Origin of the sequence: Oscillatoria sp. CS-180 (assembly GCF_028330965.1) — a bacterium.
Taxonomy (GTDB): domain Bacteria; phylum Cyanobacteriota; class Cyanobacteriia; order Phormidesmidales; family Phormidesmidaceae; genus Halomicronema.
Genome location: NZ_JAQMUB010000090.1, coordinates 13,539 through 32,743, shown reverse-complemented (window position 1 = coordinate 32,743; position 19,205 = coordinate 13,539). Strand labels below are relative to the sequence as shown.

Here is a 19,205-nt window from a genome sequence, read left to right as displayed (position 1 = left end):
GTGGCTGTAAAGCGCAATCGCTGGCTGGTTATTAGCGTGTTGTTTGTTGCCGTGGGCGCTTTCGTGGCACTGTCGATACTGCCATTCTTCTCCGGGCACGGCAATCGCCCCGCAACGGCAACCCATGGTGGTGGGCTGGAAGCGTCCAATAGACAGGATGAACTGGAGGCTCAGGCAAGAGGCTATGAAGCCGTTTTAGAGCGAGAACCTGACAATCAGACGGCCATTCAGGGACTGGTGGATGCCCGTATTCAGCTTGGGGATATTGCAGGAGTCATTGAACCGCTTGAGAGATTGGCTGACCTTAATCCAGAGGTGCCTGAGTATCGAGTTCTGCTAGGGCAAGCTAGGCAAAACATTGGGGACTTAGAGGGGGCTGCTGATGCTTACCGGACTGTCCTCACTCAGCGTCCTGGCGATATGAACGCTTTACAAGGATTGACCGCGCTATTGATTGAACAAGAGCGCCCCCAAGCAGCCGTTGGCTTATTGCAAGACACCCTGGAAGCCGCACCTCAGACTAATGAAGTTAGCCCTGGTACGGTTGACGTTGGCTCAGTTCAACTGCTACTGGCTCAAGTCTTCGTTGAAGAAGAGCAGTTTAATGATGCGTTGCGTATTTATGACGAGGCGATCGCTGCTGACGAAGAAGATTTCCGTCCGCTTCTAGCTAAGGCTCTCGTGCTAAGAGACATCGATAGAGCACCCGACGCTGCCGTATTGTTCAAACAGGCTGAAGAGCTAGCGCCTGATCAATATAAGGATCAAGTTCGTCAGCTCGCCACGGGTGGAGAAACACCAGAAACATTAGCCCCTGATGTGGACACCGTTGAACCCAGCGCGGCACCTGAGACAGAAGAAGACGGCAACTTTGTCGAGTAATGAGGCTATGGCGGTCCTAAAAACACCCCTAAGCCGTTATGAACCCGTCCTACAGTGGCTCGATGGCGGTTGATCATGTGGCCTCCTAAATAGAGACTTGCAGAATTGCCGCCGTCTAAATTCAATGCATCCTGAGCACCTAACTGCTGCATGATCTGGGCAGTTTCTCGAAGGGTTGGACCACGACCGCCGGGGCTGTAGTGGATGGCTGCCAGGATCATGTTTCCGTTGGGTGTCGTCGCAATCACGCTGCGAGGAGCTGCTTGGGCCGCAAACGCATCACTGAACCCCTCCGCCCTGGCATCAGCATTAATCCGCCCGTTCTGAAGCAAAATTGGGCCACCTCCGATCGCAAACGGGAATTCAGCAAATCTCTGCGGTCGCAAATCGGGACTAAGCGACACAGTTGTTCCGGGAGATAGGGACGGCGTAGCAGAATTGAAGGATCGTAGCGCCAGGACGTAGCCCTCAGGCGGAATCGAGTAGGTTCCTGTATTGGCAGCTCCTGTGACGGTTTGTTGCACCACTTGGTTTTGGTTAACCGTAACCAGCGTTTCGCGATCGCTCACAGGCGTATACGTGCGGCCCCAAGCGGCAGTGTATAGACCAATGCCCGCTTGAACATAGCCGCTGTTGATGTGGTTGACCGGAAAGGTTTCCCCCTGAGCGGTGGTGAGTCCGTAGCTCAAAGCCAGTGGACTTAGTGCAGATTGGCCCTCAGGCGTCCAGGCAATCGCCCCTCGATTCAGAATTGGACCCGAAATCCATTGGCTATTACTGCGAATCGCACCTAACGGAAGCTGATTGTTACGGTTGAAGAACCCACCGTTGATGGCCACAGCCGCGCGACTGTTGGCGGCCATTGTGACCAACGGAGTGATGCCAGGCAATTGAACAGGATTAGACCAGATAGGCTGTAGCTGCGTTTCCGAAGATAGATCAAGCCATATTTGATGAACTGGAAAGGCGCGATCGCCAACAGTGATGTATTCCTGCCGCCACCGCACACCGGGTGCCCACTGAATGTCTCGCGGCACGACATCAACTTGACTAATATCGACCACAATACGATGAGGATTCGTCAGGCTCCAGACGCGGGGTCGAGCTGTTTCGTCAAAAGTCCCTCTCAACTCCACCTGATCGCCACGGGGAACCACCTGAAGTGTGTTCAGAACATTGCCGTTCTGGCCCATCAAGGCCGCTGAACTAAAGGCTCCATCAGCTTCTGCCTGAATTGTCAACGTAAACGCTGTGGTCTCTTCAACGAAACTCCACATCACCGGACGGTCGACTTCCAGCACGAGGCGATCACCCCAGGTTTGTCTGCCTCGACGTCCAGCCGTAATCTTTCCTGCAGGAGCCTGAATCCGGAGACTGCTGCCGATTGGAACCAACTGCCATCCCTGCGCGGCAGCCCAGTCAGTCAAATCAAGATAGCGATAGCCATTGCGATGCCAGGCAGAAACCGGTGTCGCAGTTTCAGAAAACCATAGGAGAGGTTGTTCCGCAGCGATTGAAGTATCTTGGAGTTCAATTCCTAAATGATGAAGCAGCGGCAAATCGGCAACGCCAATGCGATCGCCTCGCTTGTCCCAGGGAATTGGTAGCGTTTTGTCCCCTAAGGTGATCGTCATCCCCCCACTCGCTAAAGGGGACTGAGCAATGGGAGTTACCAAATGCTGAGCAGTCTGCTTGTTCTGCGAGGCTAGGGCGACCGTAGTGGACTGCATACTAACAGAAACGGTCAACCCAATTCCGGTTAAACCTGTTAGCAAAACAGAACACACCATGGCATTTGAGGTTTGCCAAAATCCGAGTAGTCCCACTCATACCTCCTATAGATTTCTCTGACTCAACAGTGGTTTTCCTCAAAAAGCGTAATCTCTCGTACAGCAGACTAGCGACGTTCTGATTCAGACTGAACTATCCTCACCAGTTCTCATTCTCCCAAATAGGGGGAAATGTAATACCTCTCTGACATGTTGAGAAAGCAATTCTTGGGATGTCGGCATTGGAGGGATAGAGCGGTATAATCAACTATCCAGGCGTCATGACAGAGTATTCTCTTGATCGCTGAGTCTGCCCGGTTGTAAAGCTCTAGAGAACCGAGCGGCAACTGTGACCCCATGCTTTGAGAATAAGCATTGCGGGTAAACTCGTTTTCTGCTGGGGTCTTCAGGCGATCGCCCGATGGGGTTCCCCTTCAGCTTTTAGAGGCGTTTGAGAGTTGCCCAATGACCTTTCAAACATCTCAACTTTAAGGCATATTAAGCCTTGTTACATTGCCATACCGAGGAAAGGTAAACCTGAGTCGCTAACAAGGCGACTTTCGTTTTTGTTTTTAAGACACCACGTTTAAGAGCCGTCTCATGGGAAATACACCGTTGAATCTGAATCAGTCTAGCTACCCAACCGCTGATACCGTAATTCAGTGGGGGCCTCGTTCGATTGTGGAAGAACGAGACGCCTGCGGAGTCGGATTTGTTGCCGATCAATATGGCCGCGCCAGCTTTACGTTGTTAGAACAGGCGTTGGGGGCACTCAGCTGCATGGAGCATCGCGGGGGCTGTTGTGCTGACAAAGATTCCGGTGATGGAGCTGGCGTTATGACGGCTATTCCCTGGGCGCTGCTTCGCGATTGGGCCCAGGCCCAGAAAGTGCAAACTGCTCTCGAAACCGGATCGACGGGAGTCGCTATGGTCTTTCTACCTCAGAAGGCTGAGGCGGCGGCGATCGCCCGTGAATCTTTCACGACGGCGGCAGCGGCGGAAGGCTTTACGGTTTTAGGATGGCGTGATGTTCCTGTACAGCCTGAAGTTCTGGGTTTGCTCGCGAAGCAGAATCTACCTCGAATTGGGCAGTTCCTGGTGCAGTCCCATGATGCGACAGGGGATGAATTAGAGCGTGAACTGTATCGCCTGCGGCGGCGCATTCACCGCTTGATTACGAGTTGGGAAGGAGATGCAGCGATCGCAACGGCCCTTAAGGAAACATATGTCTGCTCATTTTCTACGCGGACAATCATTTATAAAGGAATGGTGCGCTCCGAGGTCTTAGGACAGTTTTACCTTGATTTGCAAAATCCGGATTACGTCACTCCATTTGCGATCTACCACCGCCGCTTTAGCACCAACACAATGCCTAAGTGGCCGCTAGCGCATCCCATGCGACTCATTGCTCACAACGGTGAGATCAACACGCTGGTTGGCAACATCAACTGGATGAAAGCGCGAGAAGCTGATTTAACTCATCCGGTCTGGAAAGGACACATTGAAGAACTGCTGCCAATTGTCAACCTAGACAACAGTGATTCTGCCAACCTGGATGGCGTCATGGAGCTATTGGTACGCACTGGCCGGAGTCCCTTAGAGGCACTCATGGTTATGGTGCCAGAGGCCTACCGCAACCAACCGGACTTAGAGCAATATCCTGAGATCACGAATTTCTACGACTATTACAGTGGTTTGCAAGAGCCTTGGGATGGTCCTGCTTTAATTGCCTTTGGAGATGGCAAACAGGTGGCAGCCGCCCTAGATCGCAACGGTCTGCGTCCAGCTCGCTACATTGTGACTTCTGATGGCCTCATCATTGTCTCCTCTGAAGCTGGGGTTGTTGACATTCCCATTGAGAAGATTGTCGAAAAAGGACGCTTAGGCCCTGGTCAGGTGATCGCGGTTGATTTCGAGACCCAGGAAATTCTCAAGAATTGGGACATTAAACAGCGGGTCGCCAATCAACAGCCTTACGGTGACTGGCTGACTCATTATCGACAAACTATTCAGCCTCAGCTTTTCTCAGAAAAGACAAGTTTAGAAGCAACAACGCTCTTGCAGCAACAAACTGCCTTCGGATACACCGCTGAAGATGTCGATATGATCATTCAAGACATGGCGGCTCAGGCCAAAGAACCCACCTTTTGTATGGGAGACGATATTCCGCTGGCAGTCCTCTCAACGAAAGCGCATTTGCTGTACGACTACTTCAAGCAGCGGTTCGCACAGGTAACAAACCCCCCCATCGATCCCTTACGGGAGCGGCTAGTCATGTCTCTGGAAACCCAGTTGGGCAAGCGCGGCAATCTGCTAGAGGAACATCCTGAATATGCCCGCCTTTTGAAGTTGGAAACGCCGCTGCTGAACGAGGCTGAACTGAGTCAGGTACGTCAGTCTGAGTTTGAGGTAGCGACCCTATCTACACTTTATGAAGTTACTGGCGGCCCGACAGGGCTGCACGCTGCGATTCAGGATTTGTGCGATCGCGCAACAGCGGCAGTTGAGGCAGGTCATGAAATTGTTATCATTAGCGATCGCGTTGACACAGACGGACAGCCTTGTACGTTAACGCCAGAAATCACTTACATTCCCCCTTTAGTGGCAACAGGAGCCATACATCACCATTTGATTCGTCAAGGCCTGCGAATGAAGGTTTCTATCGTGGTAGACACAGCTCAATGCTGGAGTACCCATCACTTTGCTTGCTTGATTGGCTATGGTGCCAGCGCCGTCTGCCCTTACTTAGCCCTGGAATCTGTTCGTCACTGGTGGCACGATAGCCGAACTCAGAAACTGATGGAGACGGAAAAGATTCCTGCAACCACCCTCAACGGAGCACAGGAAAACTACCGTAAGGCTGTTGAAAACGGGTTACTCAAAATTCTTTCCAAAATGGGCATTTCTCTGATCACAAGCTATCAGGGAGCACAAATTTTTGAGGCGGTTGGCATTGGACCTGACTTGTTAGAGATTGCCTTCCGGGGAACCACGTCCCGTTTGGGGGGACTCACAGTTGCAGAATTGGCCCAAGAAACCAATCTCTTCCAGCAGCGAGCTTTTCCTGAACTCAACCGAAAGCGCTTGGAGAACATGGGCTTTGTGAAAGCTATGCCCAAGGGCGAATACCACATGAATACGCCAGCCCTAACAAAGTCGCTTCATAAAGCACTGAACACCAAGCAGTATGACCACTACGAAGTCTACAAGTCTCACCTAGCGGGACGTCCTCCGACTGCTCTGCGAGACCTGCTCGATTTGACACAAGATCGTACTCCTGTGCCACTTGAGGACGTCGAGTCAGTCGAGAGCATCATGGAGCGTTTCTGCACTGGCGGGATGTCTTTAGGAGCGCTATCCCAGGAGGCTCATGAGGTTTTAGCGATCGCCATGAACCGAATTGGCGGTAAATCTAATTCGGGTGAAGGAGGTGAGGATCCTCGACGTTTCAAAGTGCTAGAGAATATCAATGAAGCAGGGCAGTCCGACCTCTACCCCAATCTGAAAGGACTTCGCAACGGAGATACAGCCAGTTCAGCTATCAAGCAGGTAGCCTCAGGGCGGTTTGGCGTCACGCCGGAGTACCTGATGCACGCCAGACAGATCGAAATCAAAATGGCACAGGGAGCTAAGCCCGGTGAAGGAGGACAGCTTCCCGGTAAAAAGGTCAGCCCGTATATTGCTATGCTGCGCCGTTCAAAGCCTGGCGTACCGCTGATTTCGCCTCCCCCTCACCATGACATTTACTCCATTGAGGATCTGGCTCAGCTCATCTTTGACCTGCACCAAATCAATCCTAAGGCAGGAGTTTCAGTCAAACTAGTTGCGGAGATTGGTATCGGGACGATTGCTGCCGGAGTTGCTAAAGCCAACGCTGATGTCATCCAGATTTCGGGACATGATGGCGGCACAGGCGCATCCCCCCTTAGCTCTATCAAACATGCTGGTCTGCCTTGGGAACTTGGATTGACGGAAGTGCATCGGGTGCTGATGGAAAATCAACTCCGCGATCGCGTTCTCTTACGGGTAGACGGCGGCTTAAAGACAGGTTGGGATGTGATTATGGGAGCACTCATGGGGGCTGAAGAATATGGCTTTGGCTCCATCGCGATGATCGCAGAGGGCTGCATCATGGCGCGGGTTTGTCATACCAATAATTGCCCTGTCGGCGTCGCAACTCAGAAAGCCGAGTTACGCAAGCGCTTTACCGGTATTCCTGAACATGTGGTCAATTTCTTCTACTTCATTGCTGAAGAGGTGCGATCGCTGCTAGCTCGTTTGGGTTTCCGCTCCCTGCAAGACATTGTTGGCCGCACGGATTTACTCTGCTTCCGAGAAGATGCGAAGCTAGCGAAGACCGATTCGCTAACATTAGCAGCACTGCTCAACTTACCTGATGTCAGTGAAGACAGAGCTTGGCTCAACCACGGTGACATTCACAGCAATGGTCCTGTTCTAGACGATGAGTTGCTAGCAGATGCAGAGGTCCAAGCGGCCATTGATCAGCAAAGCACTGTCAGGAAGACCTTTAAGGTTACCAATACGGATCGTACGATAGGCGCTAGAGTTTCAGGAGCGATCGCTCAGAAATACGGCAACGGAGGCTTTGAAGGACATCTCGATTTAACCTTTGAGGGCACCGTTGGACAAAGCTTTGGCGCCTTTAACCTACCTGGCATGACGCTACAACTCATCGGCGAGGCTAACGATTATGTCGGTAAAGGCATGCACGGTGGAGAACTGATCATTCGGCCCTTCGACGGTGTGACCTACGACCCAGCGGAAAACGTCATCCTTGGCAACACCTGCCTATATGGTGCAACGGGCGGTATCCTCTATGCTCAGGGCATTGCAGGAGAGCGCTTTGCGGTTCGCAATTCCAAAGGACAGGCCGTAATCGAAGGGGCAGGCGACCACTGCTGTGAATACATGACAGGAGGCGTGATTGTCGTATTAGGGGCTGTTGGCCGTAATGTGGGCGCTGGCATGACGGGTGGCTTAGCCTACTTCTTGGACGAGGCAGGCAGCTTCCCTACGCGCGTCAATCCCGAAATCGTCAAAGTGCAGCGGGTGATTACAGAGGCGGGCGTTCAGCAGCTGAAGTCTATGATTGAAGCCCATGCCCAGCGGACAGGGAGTCAAAGGGCTGCCAACATTTTGGCCGATTGGGAGACCTATTTGCCAAAATTCTGGCAGGTTGTGCCGCCTTCAGAAGCCGAGACGCCCGAAGCCAACTTAGATGCTGTTGCCGAAGACAAGGTTCTTAGTTCTGTCTAGTTTTCCTTATTCTTCAGCCCGATCTGAGAAGGGTCGCCATAGCTGAATGGGGGGTGTCAAAAACTCGTAGGCTCCAGACACCCCTACTGCTGCTGTCAGAACGATGTCAAAAGATAGGGATACCCTTGGCGCTTCTGTGTGGTTGAGGGTAACTCCATGGCGCTGTTTTGCCGGAAAGACCATCAGACGACCTTCTACAGGGGCATAGAGCGCCTGCTCCTGATTGAATGGTGTCCAATTCGCCATAACGTCTGTGTTCTCGCTGCCCAGTCCGGGACTGACTTCGTTCATCCGAGCATCGTCTACAAACGCGAGACAGCCAGCTTCATCGCTGCCAGATAATGGAACTGCGACGTAATAAACAGCACTGACATGCGCTGTATTATGGCTATGCATTCCAACTTCTTGCTGATGTCGAGAAATCACCGGCCAAGCTCGTTGGATATACGGTTTTATCTTGGCAAGATCGATCCCCAACGCTTTGAGATAAATCACGACGTGCTTTTCGACCTGTCCAACAACCCAGCTAAACTGTGGGTTCTGGTGAATATTGTGGACGCCATGTAAGTCACCTGTCCAAGCCATTTCAGGAAAATTACGTCGCTCTTGAACAGCCTCTTCCAGTTGGAAAATAGCTGAGAGCAGAGACATTTTATGCTCTATCGAATCCTGCACGTCTTCATAGTAAATGGCTAGCGGAAACCAAGTATCAATCGGCATCTAAAAGGGATGAGCTTTGAGTTTCGAATCAAGCTTACATTGATTTCTAGCTTTAGCTATCCAGTCTTGTGCACCCAACAGCGTCTAGATGCTTAGCGCCATCGCCAGATGGCTCGGCGTTTTGTCCTAATGGAACTAGCAACGGCTATATCAATTCATCCTTTATCGGAGTTTCTCAGTTGAGACAATGACGGCGGGTTCTCCTGAAGGGCATAGTTGGTTTTCACATCAGAAGGAATCTCATCTTTTTCGTATGCCGCCAAAATCTCTTTGATCTGACTTTCCATCTGCCTTAAAAGCTGAATAATGGCCGGTAATGTTTCTGATTTCGTCGTCGTGAAACTGATGGAAACGCGGGCGCGATCGCGAATCTCATTGAGACGATTCTGCAGCGTTTGTGCTGCATTCAGCGCATCTCGTCCCAACCGATCAATCTGCTGCTGCTGATAGAAGCGCAGCGCTGTTCCTCGTAAGACCTGAAGCGTTGCCTCCTCTCCATAGGCCCCAGGCATCACCTTCAATCTTAATAAAATGCGCTGTCCTTCGTAAGACCGCTCAATTTCCACCTGCTTAGGCTTTTTGACGGAAATCAGCGACAGGTGAGTCAGCAGTTTGAATTCGTTGATAACGCCCTGAAAGACGCGATCGCCGACAGACTCAACCACCGCTTGAAGAATGCCATCACGACTCCACAAAACCCGCCCAGTCCTGTTCTGACGTTCAAAATAGAGTCGCCCAATGCCTTCGTCTAACACTTTGCTCAATAGGGCTTGGGTCAGTTCTTTGGGAGGCAACGTCGACAATCGAGTACTGGAAACATATCGATACTGGGTATTGATCTCTAAATGCAAGGGAACTTCATCTTGCTCCAAGGACTGCACATTCTCAACGTGGACTTGTGAAGGAGCCTCTGCATGAACATCTTGCGGAAGGGCACTTTGCGGAGAAGCACTTTGCGGAGAAGCACTTTGCGGAGGAGTGCTTAAGGGAACATCTGAACTCGCTAACAATTCTGCCTCAGCAGCATTAACGTCCGTATCCTCTTCAACCGAAGCCAAAGTCTCAATTTCAGAAGTTAAAGTCTCAATTTCGAGCGTGTGATCAATCTTCAGAGGTACATTTGGGAAGCTAGGTTCGTGGTCAGAAAGTTCCTCGGGCTGATCAACAATGAACGTCTGTTGAGTGTTGTATTGATTCGGCAACGGCGTTTCTGGATCTGGGACAGACTCCTTCGATGGCTCGTTTAGGCGCAGTGTTTCTGGATGATTTTTTTGCCGATGTTTAGCGTTGTGATTTAGATATCTAGACAGTAAATCTCGATGCCAATCAGAGGGAATTTCTCTAAAGCCAATGGAGTAATTAATATAGGAGAGCTGCTTTTTGACATATTCAGAAGCTGCTGGGTCATCGGGATTAACGGTTCCAACAATTAGGCGGCTGCCCTCGATAAACAGGGGTAGAACTTGATAATAAAGGCAAGCTTCAAAGGGCAAAATACTGTCAATTAGAACATAGACCTGATTCAGGTCGAGCAAATCCGTATCAGATATCAACGAAGCATCTTCTAGCGCATCGATACCATCATATTCGGAGGCAGACTGTTGATCTTCAAAAGGGCTTGGCATGATTGCTGTTGATAAATAACTAAGGGACATGCCTTTAGGGCAAGCAGACACCTTAGGTACACAGTGTTATAAAAAGCACCTGATGTTAGCAGCTGTAATTTAGTAGAAATAGACAATATTGCTGACTACTTATTATTGCCTTTATAGCAGGTGTTTCAGGACAAAACATCTCTTTCAGGAATTGCACGCATCACATTTCATGAAGCATAAAGATTTCTTAAAAGATAAGAATGACTGACGTAATTTCTACGGCACGTAAATTCTAAAAGTTGTTTTGATCACGATTTCGGTGTTTCAAAGTTTTTGAGGACTACTGTGACACCCATTCAGGCTTATCTCAACTTTACAGATGTCCTCGTCCGTTCGCATATAGCCCGGTGCCGCTTGGTCAAGCACATCCAGTGTCTCAAGGGAGAGGGAATTAGAGAACTGGAAATGGGTGTGCTTGATGCAAATGCATGCCGCTATATTACAGGACAGATCTTGCCATCACAGTCGGTGCGCTGCCTTGCTTCAGATTCTTGATCAGCGTTGAGCAAACGCCGTCTTAGGCTTTGATGCAGATTGGGTTTTCTGCCGTTGTTGACAGTAATCAGTGTCGGAGCAAATCCACAACCGAGTACCGTTGTCATCCACCACAACTTCGTCTAGATAGCTCTCTGTTGAACCGCAAAACTCACAACTGTGCTCCCAAGTTTCCACGGTGAACGGATAGTCCTCAAAGTCGAGACTTTTAACCCGCGTATAGGGAGGAATCGCATAAATACGTTTCTCTCGTCCCGCACCAAAAAGCTGTAGAGCCGGACTCATATGCATTTTGGGATTGTCAAACCGGGGAATCGGACTGGGTTTCATCAAGTAGCGATCGCCCACGAGTACCGGATAGTCATAGGCCGTTGTGATGTGCCCAAACCGAGTAATGTCCTCATAAAGCCTCACATACATGGGGCCGTACTCCTCCAAAGCGTGCATTCTATTGGCTTCGGTACGAGACGGTTCTATGAAAAACAGCGGCTCTGGCATAGGGACCTGATAAACCATAACTTGCCCGTCTGCCAGAGGCGTTTCAGGAATTCGGTGCCGCGTCTGAATGATCGATGCTTCTGGTGTTCTCTCAGTGGTCGCAACGCCACAGACCTTCTTGAAGAAGCGGCGGATATTAACAGCATTTGTAGTATCGTCAGCACCCTGGTCAATCACCTTCAGAGTATCTGCCTGACCAATAATCGAGGCCGTCACCTGAATTCCCCCAGTCCCCCAGCCGTAAGACATCGGCATTTCACGGGAGCTGAACGGGATCTGGTGCCCTGGAACAGCGATCGCCTTCAGAATTGCTCGACGGATAGACCGCTTTGTCTGTTCATCTAGATAAGCAAAGTTAAAGCCTGGCTCGGGAGAACAGGATTGCTGAGGAGTAAACGTTGCAGCAGATTGAGAAGACATCTGAGAAGGCGAGTCTGACATTGAGCGTGGTGCTACAGAGGGCTGGACAGTCTCAGAGCTAGTGTTAGAAGAGGCCATAGTTTAGACAGGAATAAACAGCAACAGACACAACGGGCGCAACAAGCTGTAGACCATCTAGACGAAAGAGTCCTGATCCGTTTCAGCAGTCGAATCAGCACCAGAGTCTGGTGGTGCAACTGGATCTGATCCATGATGCTGGTCGTATTCTTGGCGAAGTTTACGAACTAAGTTCAGTTCTGACTGGAAGTCAATGTAGTGAGGCAGCTTTAGATGCTGGACAAACCCTTGAGCCTCGACATTGTCGGAGTGATACAAGACAAACTCTTCATCTTGAGCAGGTCCACTCATGGTTTCGTCCAAATCCTTAGCCTGCAACGCCCGATCAACTAGTGCCATCGCCATTGCCTTGCGCTCGTTATAGCCGAAGGTGAGACCATAACCCTGAGTGAATTTGGGTGCATTATTCTTGCTGCCTGCAAACTGGTTGACCATCTGCACCTCTGTGATAGTGATGTCGGCGATCGCCACTTCAAAGCCCAGCTCGTCGGGACAAATAACAACCTCTACTTCGCCCATGCGAACCTCTCCAGCAAAAGGATGATTGGTACCATAGCCCCGCTGAGTAGAATAAGCCATCGAAAGCAAAAAACCCTCGTCGGCGCGGGTCAAATTCTGGAGACGAGCATCGCGACCCACAGGTGTTTCCAATGGTTGACGAGTAATGTCATAGGGCGGTGAAGCACCGTCAGAGTGAGACGGTGCAGGCGTAGATAGGAGTCCTTCTTGGACTAGGGTTGAAGTAGCTCGCGGTATGAATTCATGGTCAGAATTGGCCGCTTGGGAAGAACAGGTAAAGTGGTTATCTTCAGCGGCGAGCTTAAAGTCCAACAAACGATGAATATAGTCAAACGTGGGCCCAAGCTTTTGACCCCCAGGAGCGTCTTTAAAAATGGCAGAGATCCGGCGCTGTGCCGTCATGCGATTCGTATCCAACGGCTGGCTGTAATAGAGACGCGGTAGGGTGGTGCGATAGGCCCTAAGTAAGAAGGTTGCCTCCACCAAATCGCCCCAAGCTTGCTTAATGGCCAATGCTGCTAGGTCAGGATCATAAAGACTACCTTCGGCCATGACCCGATCAACCGCTAACTGCATCTGTTGCTTAATTTGCGCTAAAGATAATTCTGGAACGTTAGGATCGCCTCTTCGCTTCGTTTTCAGCAGGGCTTCAGCATTTTGAATAGCCTGCTCTCCTCCCTTGACTGCAACGTAAGCCATGAATGCCTCTTTATTGATTTGAAACAGGGAAATGGGAACATGGCTAAAGCTCTACCCAGAAGCTGTAGCCATGTCGAGTGAACCCTAAAGACTCATAGAATGCGTGTGCGCGATCGCGCTTTTGATTCGACGAAAGGACAAGCTTGTAACAACTCGCACGCTTGGCTTCTGCCATAGCCCAATGCATCATTTGCCGACCAATACCTTGCCCCTGCTGCTCCGGATCGACGGCAACTGCCTCTACGATCGCAGAAGCAGCCCCTAAATGAAGCAAATTATCCAGGACAAGCAGCATAAAAGTGCCGACAATTCGATTATCTGCCTCAGCGACAAACATGCAATAGTTTGGGTATTGGTCAATCTTCTGCAAGAATTTCTCCGCTTCGTCCAAAGACGAAACATGACCGTCGTCTAGATCTGGCTGCTGATACAGGCGCAGCACAGCAGGCAAGTCAGCAGGGGTAGCAGAACGAATGTGTAACGTCATTGGGGCTGCTCGTAGACTCTAAAGTTCCTCAGAAGAATGGCTGCATTGGGCTGTTCGGGGCAATCCCAGTACTTGATGCTCGCTAAAACACCAGATGTCAAGTCCTAAAGGATAGTGGGTGGTCATCACCTGCCATTGCTGCCAAAAACGGTCCGGCAGTGGGAGATCCACACGAATTGTGGTTTGAATTCCGGGGCCCTGAAGCGTAGTCGGAACCCCACCAGACAAGCTAGCGCATTGCAGGAAGAGTGTTGTAGAGGCTTCAGGATATTCAGGACTACCCCAACAAAAGGTCCGAAGATCAGGTAAGGACGTCACCTCTGGGATGAAGGCAAAGTCAGCTTCACGAAGCACATTGGTGAACCGACATCCGGTATGAAACAGCAGCCAACCTCGCACAGACGGGGCTATCTCAGGCTGAAGCCAGACGACTGTCTCAAGATCTATCAACGTTAGCGCCGCAGCAGCACAGCTCGGAACCAGTCCAGCAGGAGGGGTCATCGCGGCGGTGATCGCCTGAGGAACGCCGGGCCGAGCCAGGGCATTGAGCAACGCCCGAAAGGTCTGCTGACTATCGTGAACGGAGTCCTGAAAGCCCGGCAGTTGAGTCAGCATGGTTACCCCTCTCCCCGTGGCATGGTGAAGAAATTAACGCGAGTTGCCTCGACTTGGGCTTCTTGTTGAGAATGGCGATCGCGGGCAGCCTGCCGCAAAGGTTCAATCACTTGAGAATAGACTGTCTCGTGCCAGTCCTGATGCTGGAGTAGGGCGTCGCAGAGAGCCGCCAGTTCAGCATGACGTTGTGATCGTCCTGCAACGTAACCAAACCCAGCAATGGCTTCGCCTGCCGAACCAGCAATTTGCACGACGCATCGCGTCAACGTCATTTCCCCTAAGTTGAACGGTTGCCCTGTGCCTTCCATGCGCCCCCGCACCATCGTCAGCCCGATTTCAGGCGATCGCAAGAAGTGATAGTTAGGCACAGAGTTCAAAGATGCAAAGCATTTCTCTAAACTCGCTGGAGAAGCTTTTGCCAAAATAGCCATCCAAACTTTTCGCGGCGCTGATGGTACTAGTTTCGTCATAATCTGTACAATCAACAGCTTTAGAAATATGTCTAGACATCTAGACATATTTCTAGTTATCTCACATTCTATGGCCTAGGAAACGTCTGTTGATGTTGGCTAGACGACATTCAAAAGTTCTTACTGCTAAGGTTACGATTTGTTGGGAGGTTGAACCGTTTTCACACCATGACAATGGGTTTCTTTTGCATTGAGTAATATTAATGTCTATGGTCTCTTCAGTTACGCTTAATTCGTACAAACTGCACCTTTATTTTCGATTTTCCTGCTGCCTCCCGATGAATTGAACTGATGATGAGTCAAGAAGCTTTACCCCTATATCTACAAATTGCGAGTGAGCTACGCCAGAACATTCAAGAATCGGTTTTTAAGGTAGGCGATCGCTTGCCGACGGAGACGGAATTGAGTGGGCGTTTTGGTGTGAACCGACATACCTTACGGCGAGCCATGGAAGTTTTACGTAACGAAGGCATCGTTGATGTTGAACGGGGACGTGGCACATTTGTCGTCTCGGCACCGATTACAGTTCCTATTGGCAAGCGAGTTCGGTTCAATGAGTCGCTCAAAGCACAATCCATAGAACCCAAGTACAAAATCGTAGAGGTTAGTGAAATCAGAGCGGATGCCAAAACCGCTCAGCAATTAGAAATTCCGGTCGGTGATCCGGTCATTGTTTATGAGCGGCTTAGCCTGACAGATGAAGTCCCACTGAGTTTAGCCAGTGGTCACTTTCCGGGGGAGCGATTTCCGAACCTGCTAGCCCATTGCAAAACCTATCACTCCATCTCAGAGATGCTGCGGAAGGAATATGGGTGCGATCACATCCGTCGATCAACTCGTTTATCAGCTCGTATAGCACGACCCAATGACGCCCGTTTGTTGAGAATGCCTGTCACCAGCCCTATCTTGCTATCAGAATCAGTCAATGTTGATCAGTCTGGCCGGGTTGTTGAGTATGGCATCACTCGGTTTCGAGGCGATCGCATGGAACTGATCATCAACACCGAAAGTTAATCCAGTGCTCAAGCAAAAGTTTTCAACAGTAATGAATCCTTCTAGAGTCTGATATTTTCACTAAGAATTAATCTTCCTTGTATCTACTCTTAAATATTGGGTCTGAATATAAGGAGGGTTTGTTGTTCCTTCATATAGACATCTATCCTTCTTAACCTCTATTAGAGATTTAAGAGGATTCGAACCTCATGGTTGGGATTCAGTTATTCGAAAAATATAATGCAAACTTCTGCAAATGCATCCCCACCAATGCCTGCTGTTCTCACTCAGGAGCTCTCAAAAGCCTTTAGAGGACTCTACGCCCTGAAAGGCGTGACAATGCAGGTGAACTCTGGTGAAATGGTTGCTTTGGTTGGGGCCTCTGGCTCAGGAAAATCAACCTTGCTGCGCAACCTCAACGGTCTACAGATTGCCGATCAGGGCATGGTCGAAATTTTTGGCAGTCCGTTGCAAACAAATGGCAAGCTACATTCCAAAGCTCGTCGGTTGCGGAGTCAAGTTGGATTCATTTTTCAACAGTTCAACCTAGTCAACCGTCTGACGGTGCTAGAGAACGTTCTGGTTGGAAATCTGTCCAAGGTCTCTTTGGGGCGATCGCTGTTTCACCACTTTTCTGAGTCCGAGAAACTGCGGGCATTATCCGCGCTGGAGCGAGTTGGCATCTTAGAACAAGCTTACAAGCGAGCGTCTTCGTTGTCAGGAGGACAACAGCAGCGGGTGGCGATCGCACGTTGCCTGATGCAGGGTGCTCAAATCATCCTGGCTGACGAGCCTATTGCCTCTCTGGATCCCGAATCGGCTCGTAAGGTGATGGAGCTGTTGACTCATCTCAACCGCGACGAAGGCATCACCATCATCACATCGCTGCACCAAGTACAAATGGTGCGTCGCTATTTTGACCGAGCTGTGGCTTTGCGAGATGGCGTTGTTCGATTTGACGGTCGCACTGTTGAACTGAATGACGCTCGACTCAATGAGATTTATGGTGCTGCGGCTGAAGAGCTGGTCCTCAGTGGTCACGCTGAGGTCTTCTCTGCGGCTAAGGCATAGACATCGTTCGAAGTTCTCACACAAGTGTAGATACCCCCTGTCTGCTACTGGTTCCCCGTCCAATCATTATTTAATCTGAGGATTTGCTCAAATGACATCTGTTCTAAAGCGATGGTCTGCTCGCTTGGCCTGCACGGTTGTTGGCACAGCGATGATCGCCAGCTGTAGCGGTGCCCCCACCCCTGAAGCGACCGAACCTGCTGCGGCTGACGCGGCTGACGCGACTGCTGAGGGAGGCGTCTGTGCCCCCGATATCGCTGAGATCGACTTTGGAATCATCTCTACAGAGTCTCAAGAAAACTTGCAGGAGCTTTGGGAACCCTTCCTAGCCCGCATGTCTGAAGAAATGGGTCGCCCCGTCAACGGTTTTTATGCCACAGACTACGCAGGCGTCATCGAGGCAATGGGCGCTGGTAAAATTCAAATTGCTTGGTACGGTGGTAAGTCCTACATCGAAGCGGCTAAGCGTTCTGGTGCAGAAGCCTTTGCCCAAACCGTTGCCAGCGACGGTTCCAAAGGCTACTACGCTCACCTCATCACCAACCAAGGAAACCCCATTGTTGGCGAAATTGATGTTGAAACAGGCAATGGCGATCAGTACGTCATTGATAACGCTAGCGACCTCACCTTTGCGTTCAACGACCCCAACTCGACCTCTGGCTTCTTGGTTCCTAGCTATTATGTTTTCGCACAGAACGGCGTTAACCCAGAAGAAGCCTTCAGCGAACTGGTCTTTTCTGGTAGTCACGAAGCGACTGCTCAAGCCGTTGCCAACAACCAGGTGGATGTAGCCACCAACAACAGTGAATCAATGGCTCGCCTGCAGGAAACAGACGCCGAAGCCTATGAGCAGGTGCAGATCATCTGGACTTCGCCTCTCATTCCTAGTGACCCGATCGCCTACAAGTCCGATATTCCTGACTGCTTGAAAACTGAGTTCCAAGACTTTTTCCATAACTTTGAAGATGAGACCGTTCTAGGTCCTCTTGATTGGGCTGGTTTCGACCCTGCTGGAGATACAGACTGGAACACCATCCGAGAGCTGGATATCGCTAAGCAGATGGAAGAGGTCAAGAACGATGACGTGCTGAACGACGCGGATAAATCGGCAAAGCTTGAAGAGCTTGAGCAGCAGCTGGCTGAACTGAAGTAGCTGCTATCTCAAGCAATCAAGGCGACTTGTGAGGGACACCCCAGTAGGCTGTCCCTCACTGTTCTTAAAGCAATCTCCATCGACAAGCTATCCCTCCTCCTAGACCATGCAAAACACCCAGCCGCTTATTCCCCAAAATGCTTCCTACTCTCTTGAAGTTCGCCAAGTGCTTGCTAAAAAGAAACGCTTTTGGAACGTTTGGAGCGTTTTGGGTCTCATTCTCGCCATTGCAATCTTGATCTACTCGGGTATATTAAGTGACTTGAGCTTTGTCGAGCTGGTTGAAGGGACCGGATCGATGGTGAATTTAGTTAGCAAATTCTTTCCCCCAGATTTCACCCGCTGGTGGAACTACTTCCAAGCGACTATCGAAACCATTGCTATGGGCATCTGGGGCACCCTACTAGCCGTGATTGTGGCCATTCCTCTCTCCATCCTGGCATCAGAAAATGTCTGTCCTAACTGGATTGTCTTTCCAGTACGGCGACTTTTAGATGCCATGCGAGCCATTAATGAACTGGTGTTTGCACTTATTTTCATCGTCGCCGTAGGACTAGGTCCTTTTGCCGGAGTTCTGGCGCTATTTGTCCATACTGCAGGCACCCTTGGCAAGCTTTTTTCAGAGGCCATTGAAGCGATCGACCCCGGTCCTGTAGAAGGCATTCGCGCCACTGGAGCTAGTAAAATTCAGGAAATCATCTTCGGCGTGATTCCCCAAGTAATTCCCCTCTGGACCTCATTTGCTTTGTACCGATTTGAATCCAATGTGCGATCGGCCTCAGTACTTGGAATTGTAGGCGCTGGAGGTATCGGAGTCACGCTCTATCAAAACTTTCGAGCTTTCAACTATCAAAACGTCTGTGCCATTCTAATAATCTTAGTGGTCACGGTCGGGATTATCGACACCATCTCGGCTCGTATTCGAAATCGACTTGTATAAGTTCAACGTTAGGGACAAAGGCTGATTATGGGATTTGAATGGGTGCTCTACTTAGCACTGGGATTAAGCGTCGGCACACTGAGTGGACTAATCGGCATCGGCGGGGGCGTTTTGATTACCCCCGCCCTGGTCTATCTGTTTGGGTTTTCTCAACATTACGCTCAGGGGACAACCCTAGCGCTGCTGGTTCCTCCAATTGGTTTATTAGGTGCCTGGACCTATTTTCAGCAGGGCTATGTGGACGTGAGAGCAGCTTTGCTGATTTGTTTGGGCTTTGTGTTTGGCGGACTCATTGGGGCAAAGTTTGCAGTGGATTTGCCCGAACAGCTTCTGCGTCGCGTCTTTGGTGCCGCGATGATTCTCCTGGGTCTGCAAATGATCCGCTAAACGGTTTTCCTACCGTCATCAAGCCAGGCAAATTCTCAAGCAAATCCTGTAGACGTTTTGTGATCAAGAGGTCTAGA

The 19,205-nt window shown here is 50.4% G+C and carries 15 protein-coding genes; 7 read left to right on the top strand and 8 right to left on the bottom strand.

What is annotated here, in order from left to right; all coding sequences use genetic code 11:
- Complete coding sequence (locus PN498_RS23875; protein ID WP_272065932.1) at positions 1-882, top strand: tetratricopeptide repeat protein; 882 nt, start codon at positions 1-3, stop codon at positions 880-882.
- A gap of 5 nt (positions 883-887) precedes the next feature.
- Here the strand turns inward: PN498_RS23875 and PN498_RS23870 are convergent, their stop codons facing one another.
- Entirely contained in the window at positions 888-2,708 is a 1,821-nt protein-coding gene (locus PN498_RS23870) for a phosphodiester glycosidase family protein (RefSeq protein WP_272065931.1), read from the bottom strand.
- Positions 2,709-3,251: 543 nt separating this feature from the next.
- On the opposite strand from PN498_RS23870, the gene PN498_RS23865 reads away from it, so the two are divergent.
- Positions 3,252-7,928: a glutamate synthase-related protein gene (locus PN498_RS23865; protein WP_272065930.1), complete on the top strand. Its 4,677-nt coding sequence runs from the start codon at positions 3,252-3,254 to the stop codon at positions 7,926-7,928.
- A 6-nt stretch (positions 7,929-7,934) separates the two neighbouring features.
- Here the strand turns inward: PN498_RS23865 and PN498_RS23860 are convergent, their stop codons facing one another.
- The 7 genes from PN498_RS23860 to phnG all read right to left on the bottom strand — a co-directional run bounded on the left by PN498_RS23860 (position 7,935) and on the right by phnG (position 14,584).
- Positions 7,935-8,648, bottom strand: coding sequence for a TIGR02466 family protein (locus tag PN498_RS23860; RefSeq protein ID WP_272065929.1), 714 nt, complete (start codon positions 8,646-8,648; stop codon positions 7,935-7,937).
- A gap of 155 nt (positions 8,649-8,803) precedes the next feature.
- Positions 8,804-10,273: an ATPase, T2SS/T4P/T4SS family gene (locus PN498_RS23855; RefSeq protein ID WP_272065928.1), complete on the bottom strand. Its 1,470-nt coding sequence runs from the start codon at positions 10,271-10,273 to the stop codon at positions 8,804-8,806.
- Between the two features lie 525 nt (positions 10,274-10,798).
- Positions 10,799-11,716 carry an alpha-D-ribose 1-methylphosphonate 5-phosphate C-P-lyase PhnJ gene (locus tag PN498_RS23850; RefSeq protein WP_272065927.1) on the bottom strand — a complete coding sequence of 306 codons (918 nt, stop codon included), beginning with the start codon at positions 11,714-11,716 and terminating at the stop codon, positions 10,799-10,801.
- 135 nt (positions 11,717-11,851) lie between these two features.
- On the bottom strand, positions 11,852-13,012 hold the full coding sequence (locus PN498_RS23845; RefSeq protein ID WP_272065926.1) for a carbon-phosphorus lyase complex subunit PhnI: 1,161 nt from the start codon (positions 13,010-13,012) through the stop codon (positions 11,852-11,854).
- 43 nt (positions 13,013-13,055) lie between these two features.
- The gene (locus PN498_RS23840; RefSeq protein ID WP_272065925.1) at positions 13,056-13,499 is read right to left on the bottom strand and encodes a GNAT family N-acetyltransferase; all 444 of its coding nucleotides are present in this window, start codon (positions 13,497-13,499) and stop codon (positions 13,056-13,058) included.
- Positions 13,500-13,517: 18 nt separating this feature from the next.
- Positions 13,518-14,114 carry a phosphonate C-P lyase system protein PhnH gene (phnH, locus tag PN498_RS23835; protein WP_272065924.1) on the bottom strand — a complete coding sequence of 199 codons (597 nt, stop codon included), beginning with the start codon at positions 14,112-14,114 and terminating at the stop codon, positions 13,518-13,520.
- Positions 14,115-14,116: 2 nt separating this feature from the next.
- Positions 14,117-14,584 (bottom strand): phosphonate C-P lyase system protein PhnG, encoded by a 468-nt coding sequence (gene phnG, locus PN498_RS23830; protein WP_272065923.1) that lies wholly within the window; start codon positions 14,582-14,584, stop codon positions 14,117-14,119.
- A 291-nt stretch (positions 14,585-14,875) separates the two neighbouring features.
- On the opposite strand from phnG, the gene phnF reads away from it, so the two are divergent.
- The 5 genes from phnF (at position 14,876) to PN498_RS23805 (ending at position 19,128) form a co-directional block, all read left to right on the top strand.
- Positions 14,876-15,598 carry a phosphonate metabolism transcriptional regulator PhnF gene (gene phnF / locus PN498_RS23825; protein ID WP_272065922.1) on the top strand — a complete coding sequence of 241 codons (723 nt, stop codon included), beginning with the start codon at positions 14,876-14,878 and terminating at the stop codon, positions 15,596-15,598.
- Between the two features lie 219 nt (positions 15,599-15,817).
- A complete protein-coding gene (gene phnC / locus PN498_RS23820; RefSeq protein ID WP_272065921.1) occupies positions 15,818-16,648 on the top strand; it encodes a phosphonate ABC transporter ATP-binding protein in 831 nt (276 codons plus the stop codon).
- A 91-nt stretch (positions 16,649-16,739) separates the two neighbouring features.
- Positions 16,740-17,801, top strand: a complete 1,062-nt coding sequence (gene phnD / locus PN498_RS23815; protein WP_272065920.1) for a phosphonate ABC transporter substrate-binding protein — start codon at positions 16,740-16,742, stop codon at positions 17,799-17,801.
- A gap of 106 nt (positions 17,802-17,907) precedes the next feature.
- The gene (phnE, locus tag PN498_RS23810) at positions 17,908-18,741 is read left to right on the top strand and encodes a phosphonate ABC transporter, permease protein PhnE (protein WP_272065919.1); all 834 of its coding nucleotides are present in this window, start codon (positions 17,908-17,910) and stop codon (positions 18,739-18,741) included.
- A gap of 27 nt (positions 18,742-18,768) precedes the next feature.
- Positions 18,769-19,128, top strand: a complete 360-nt coding sequence (locus tag PN498_RS23805) for a sulfite exporter TauE/SafE family protein (protein ID WP_272065918.1) — start codon at positions 18,769-18,771, stop codon at positions 19,126-19,128.
- Positions 19,129-19,205: the final 77 nt, after the last annotated feature.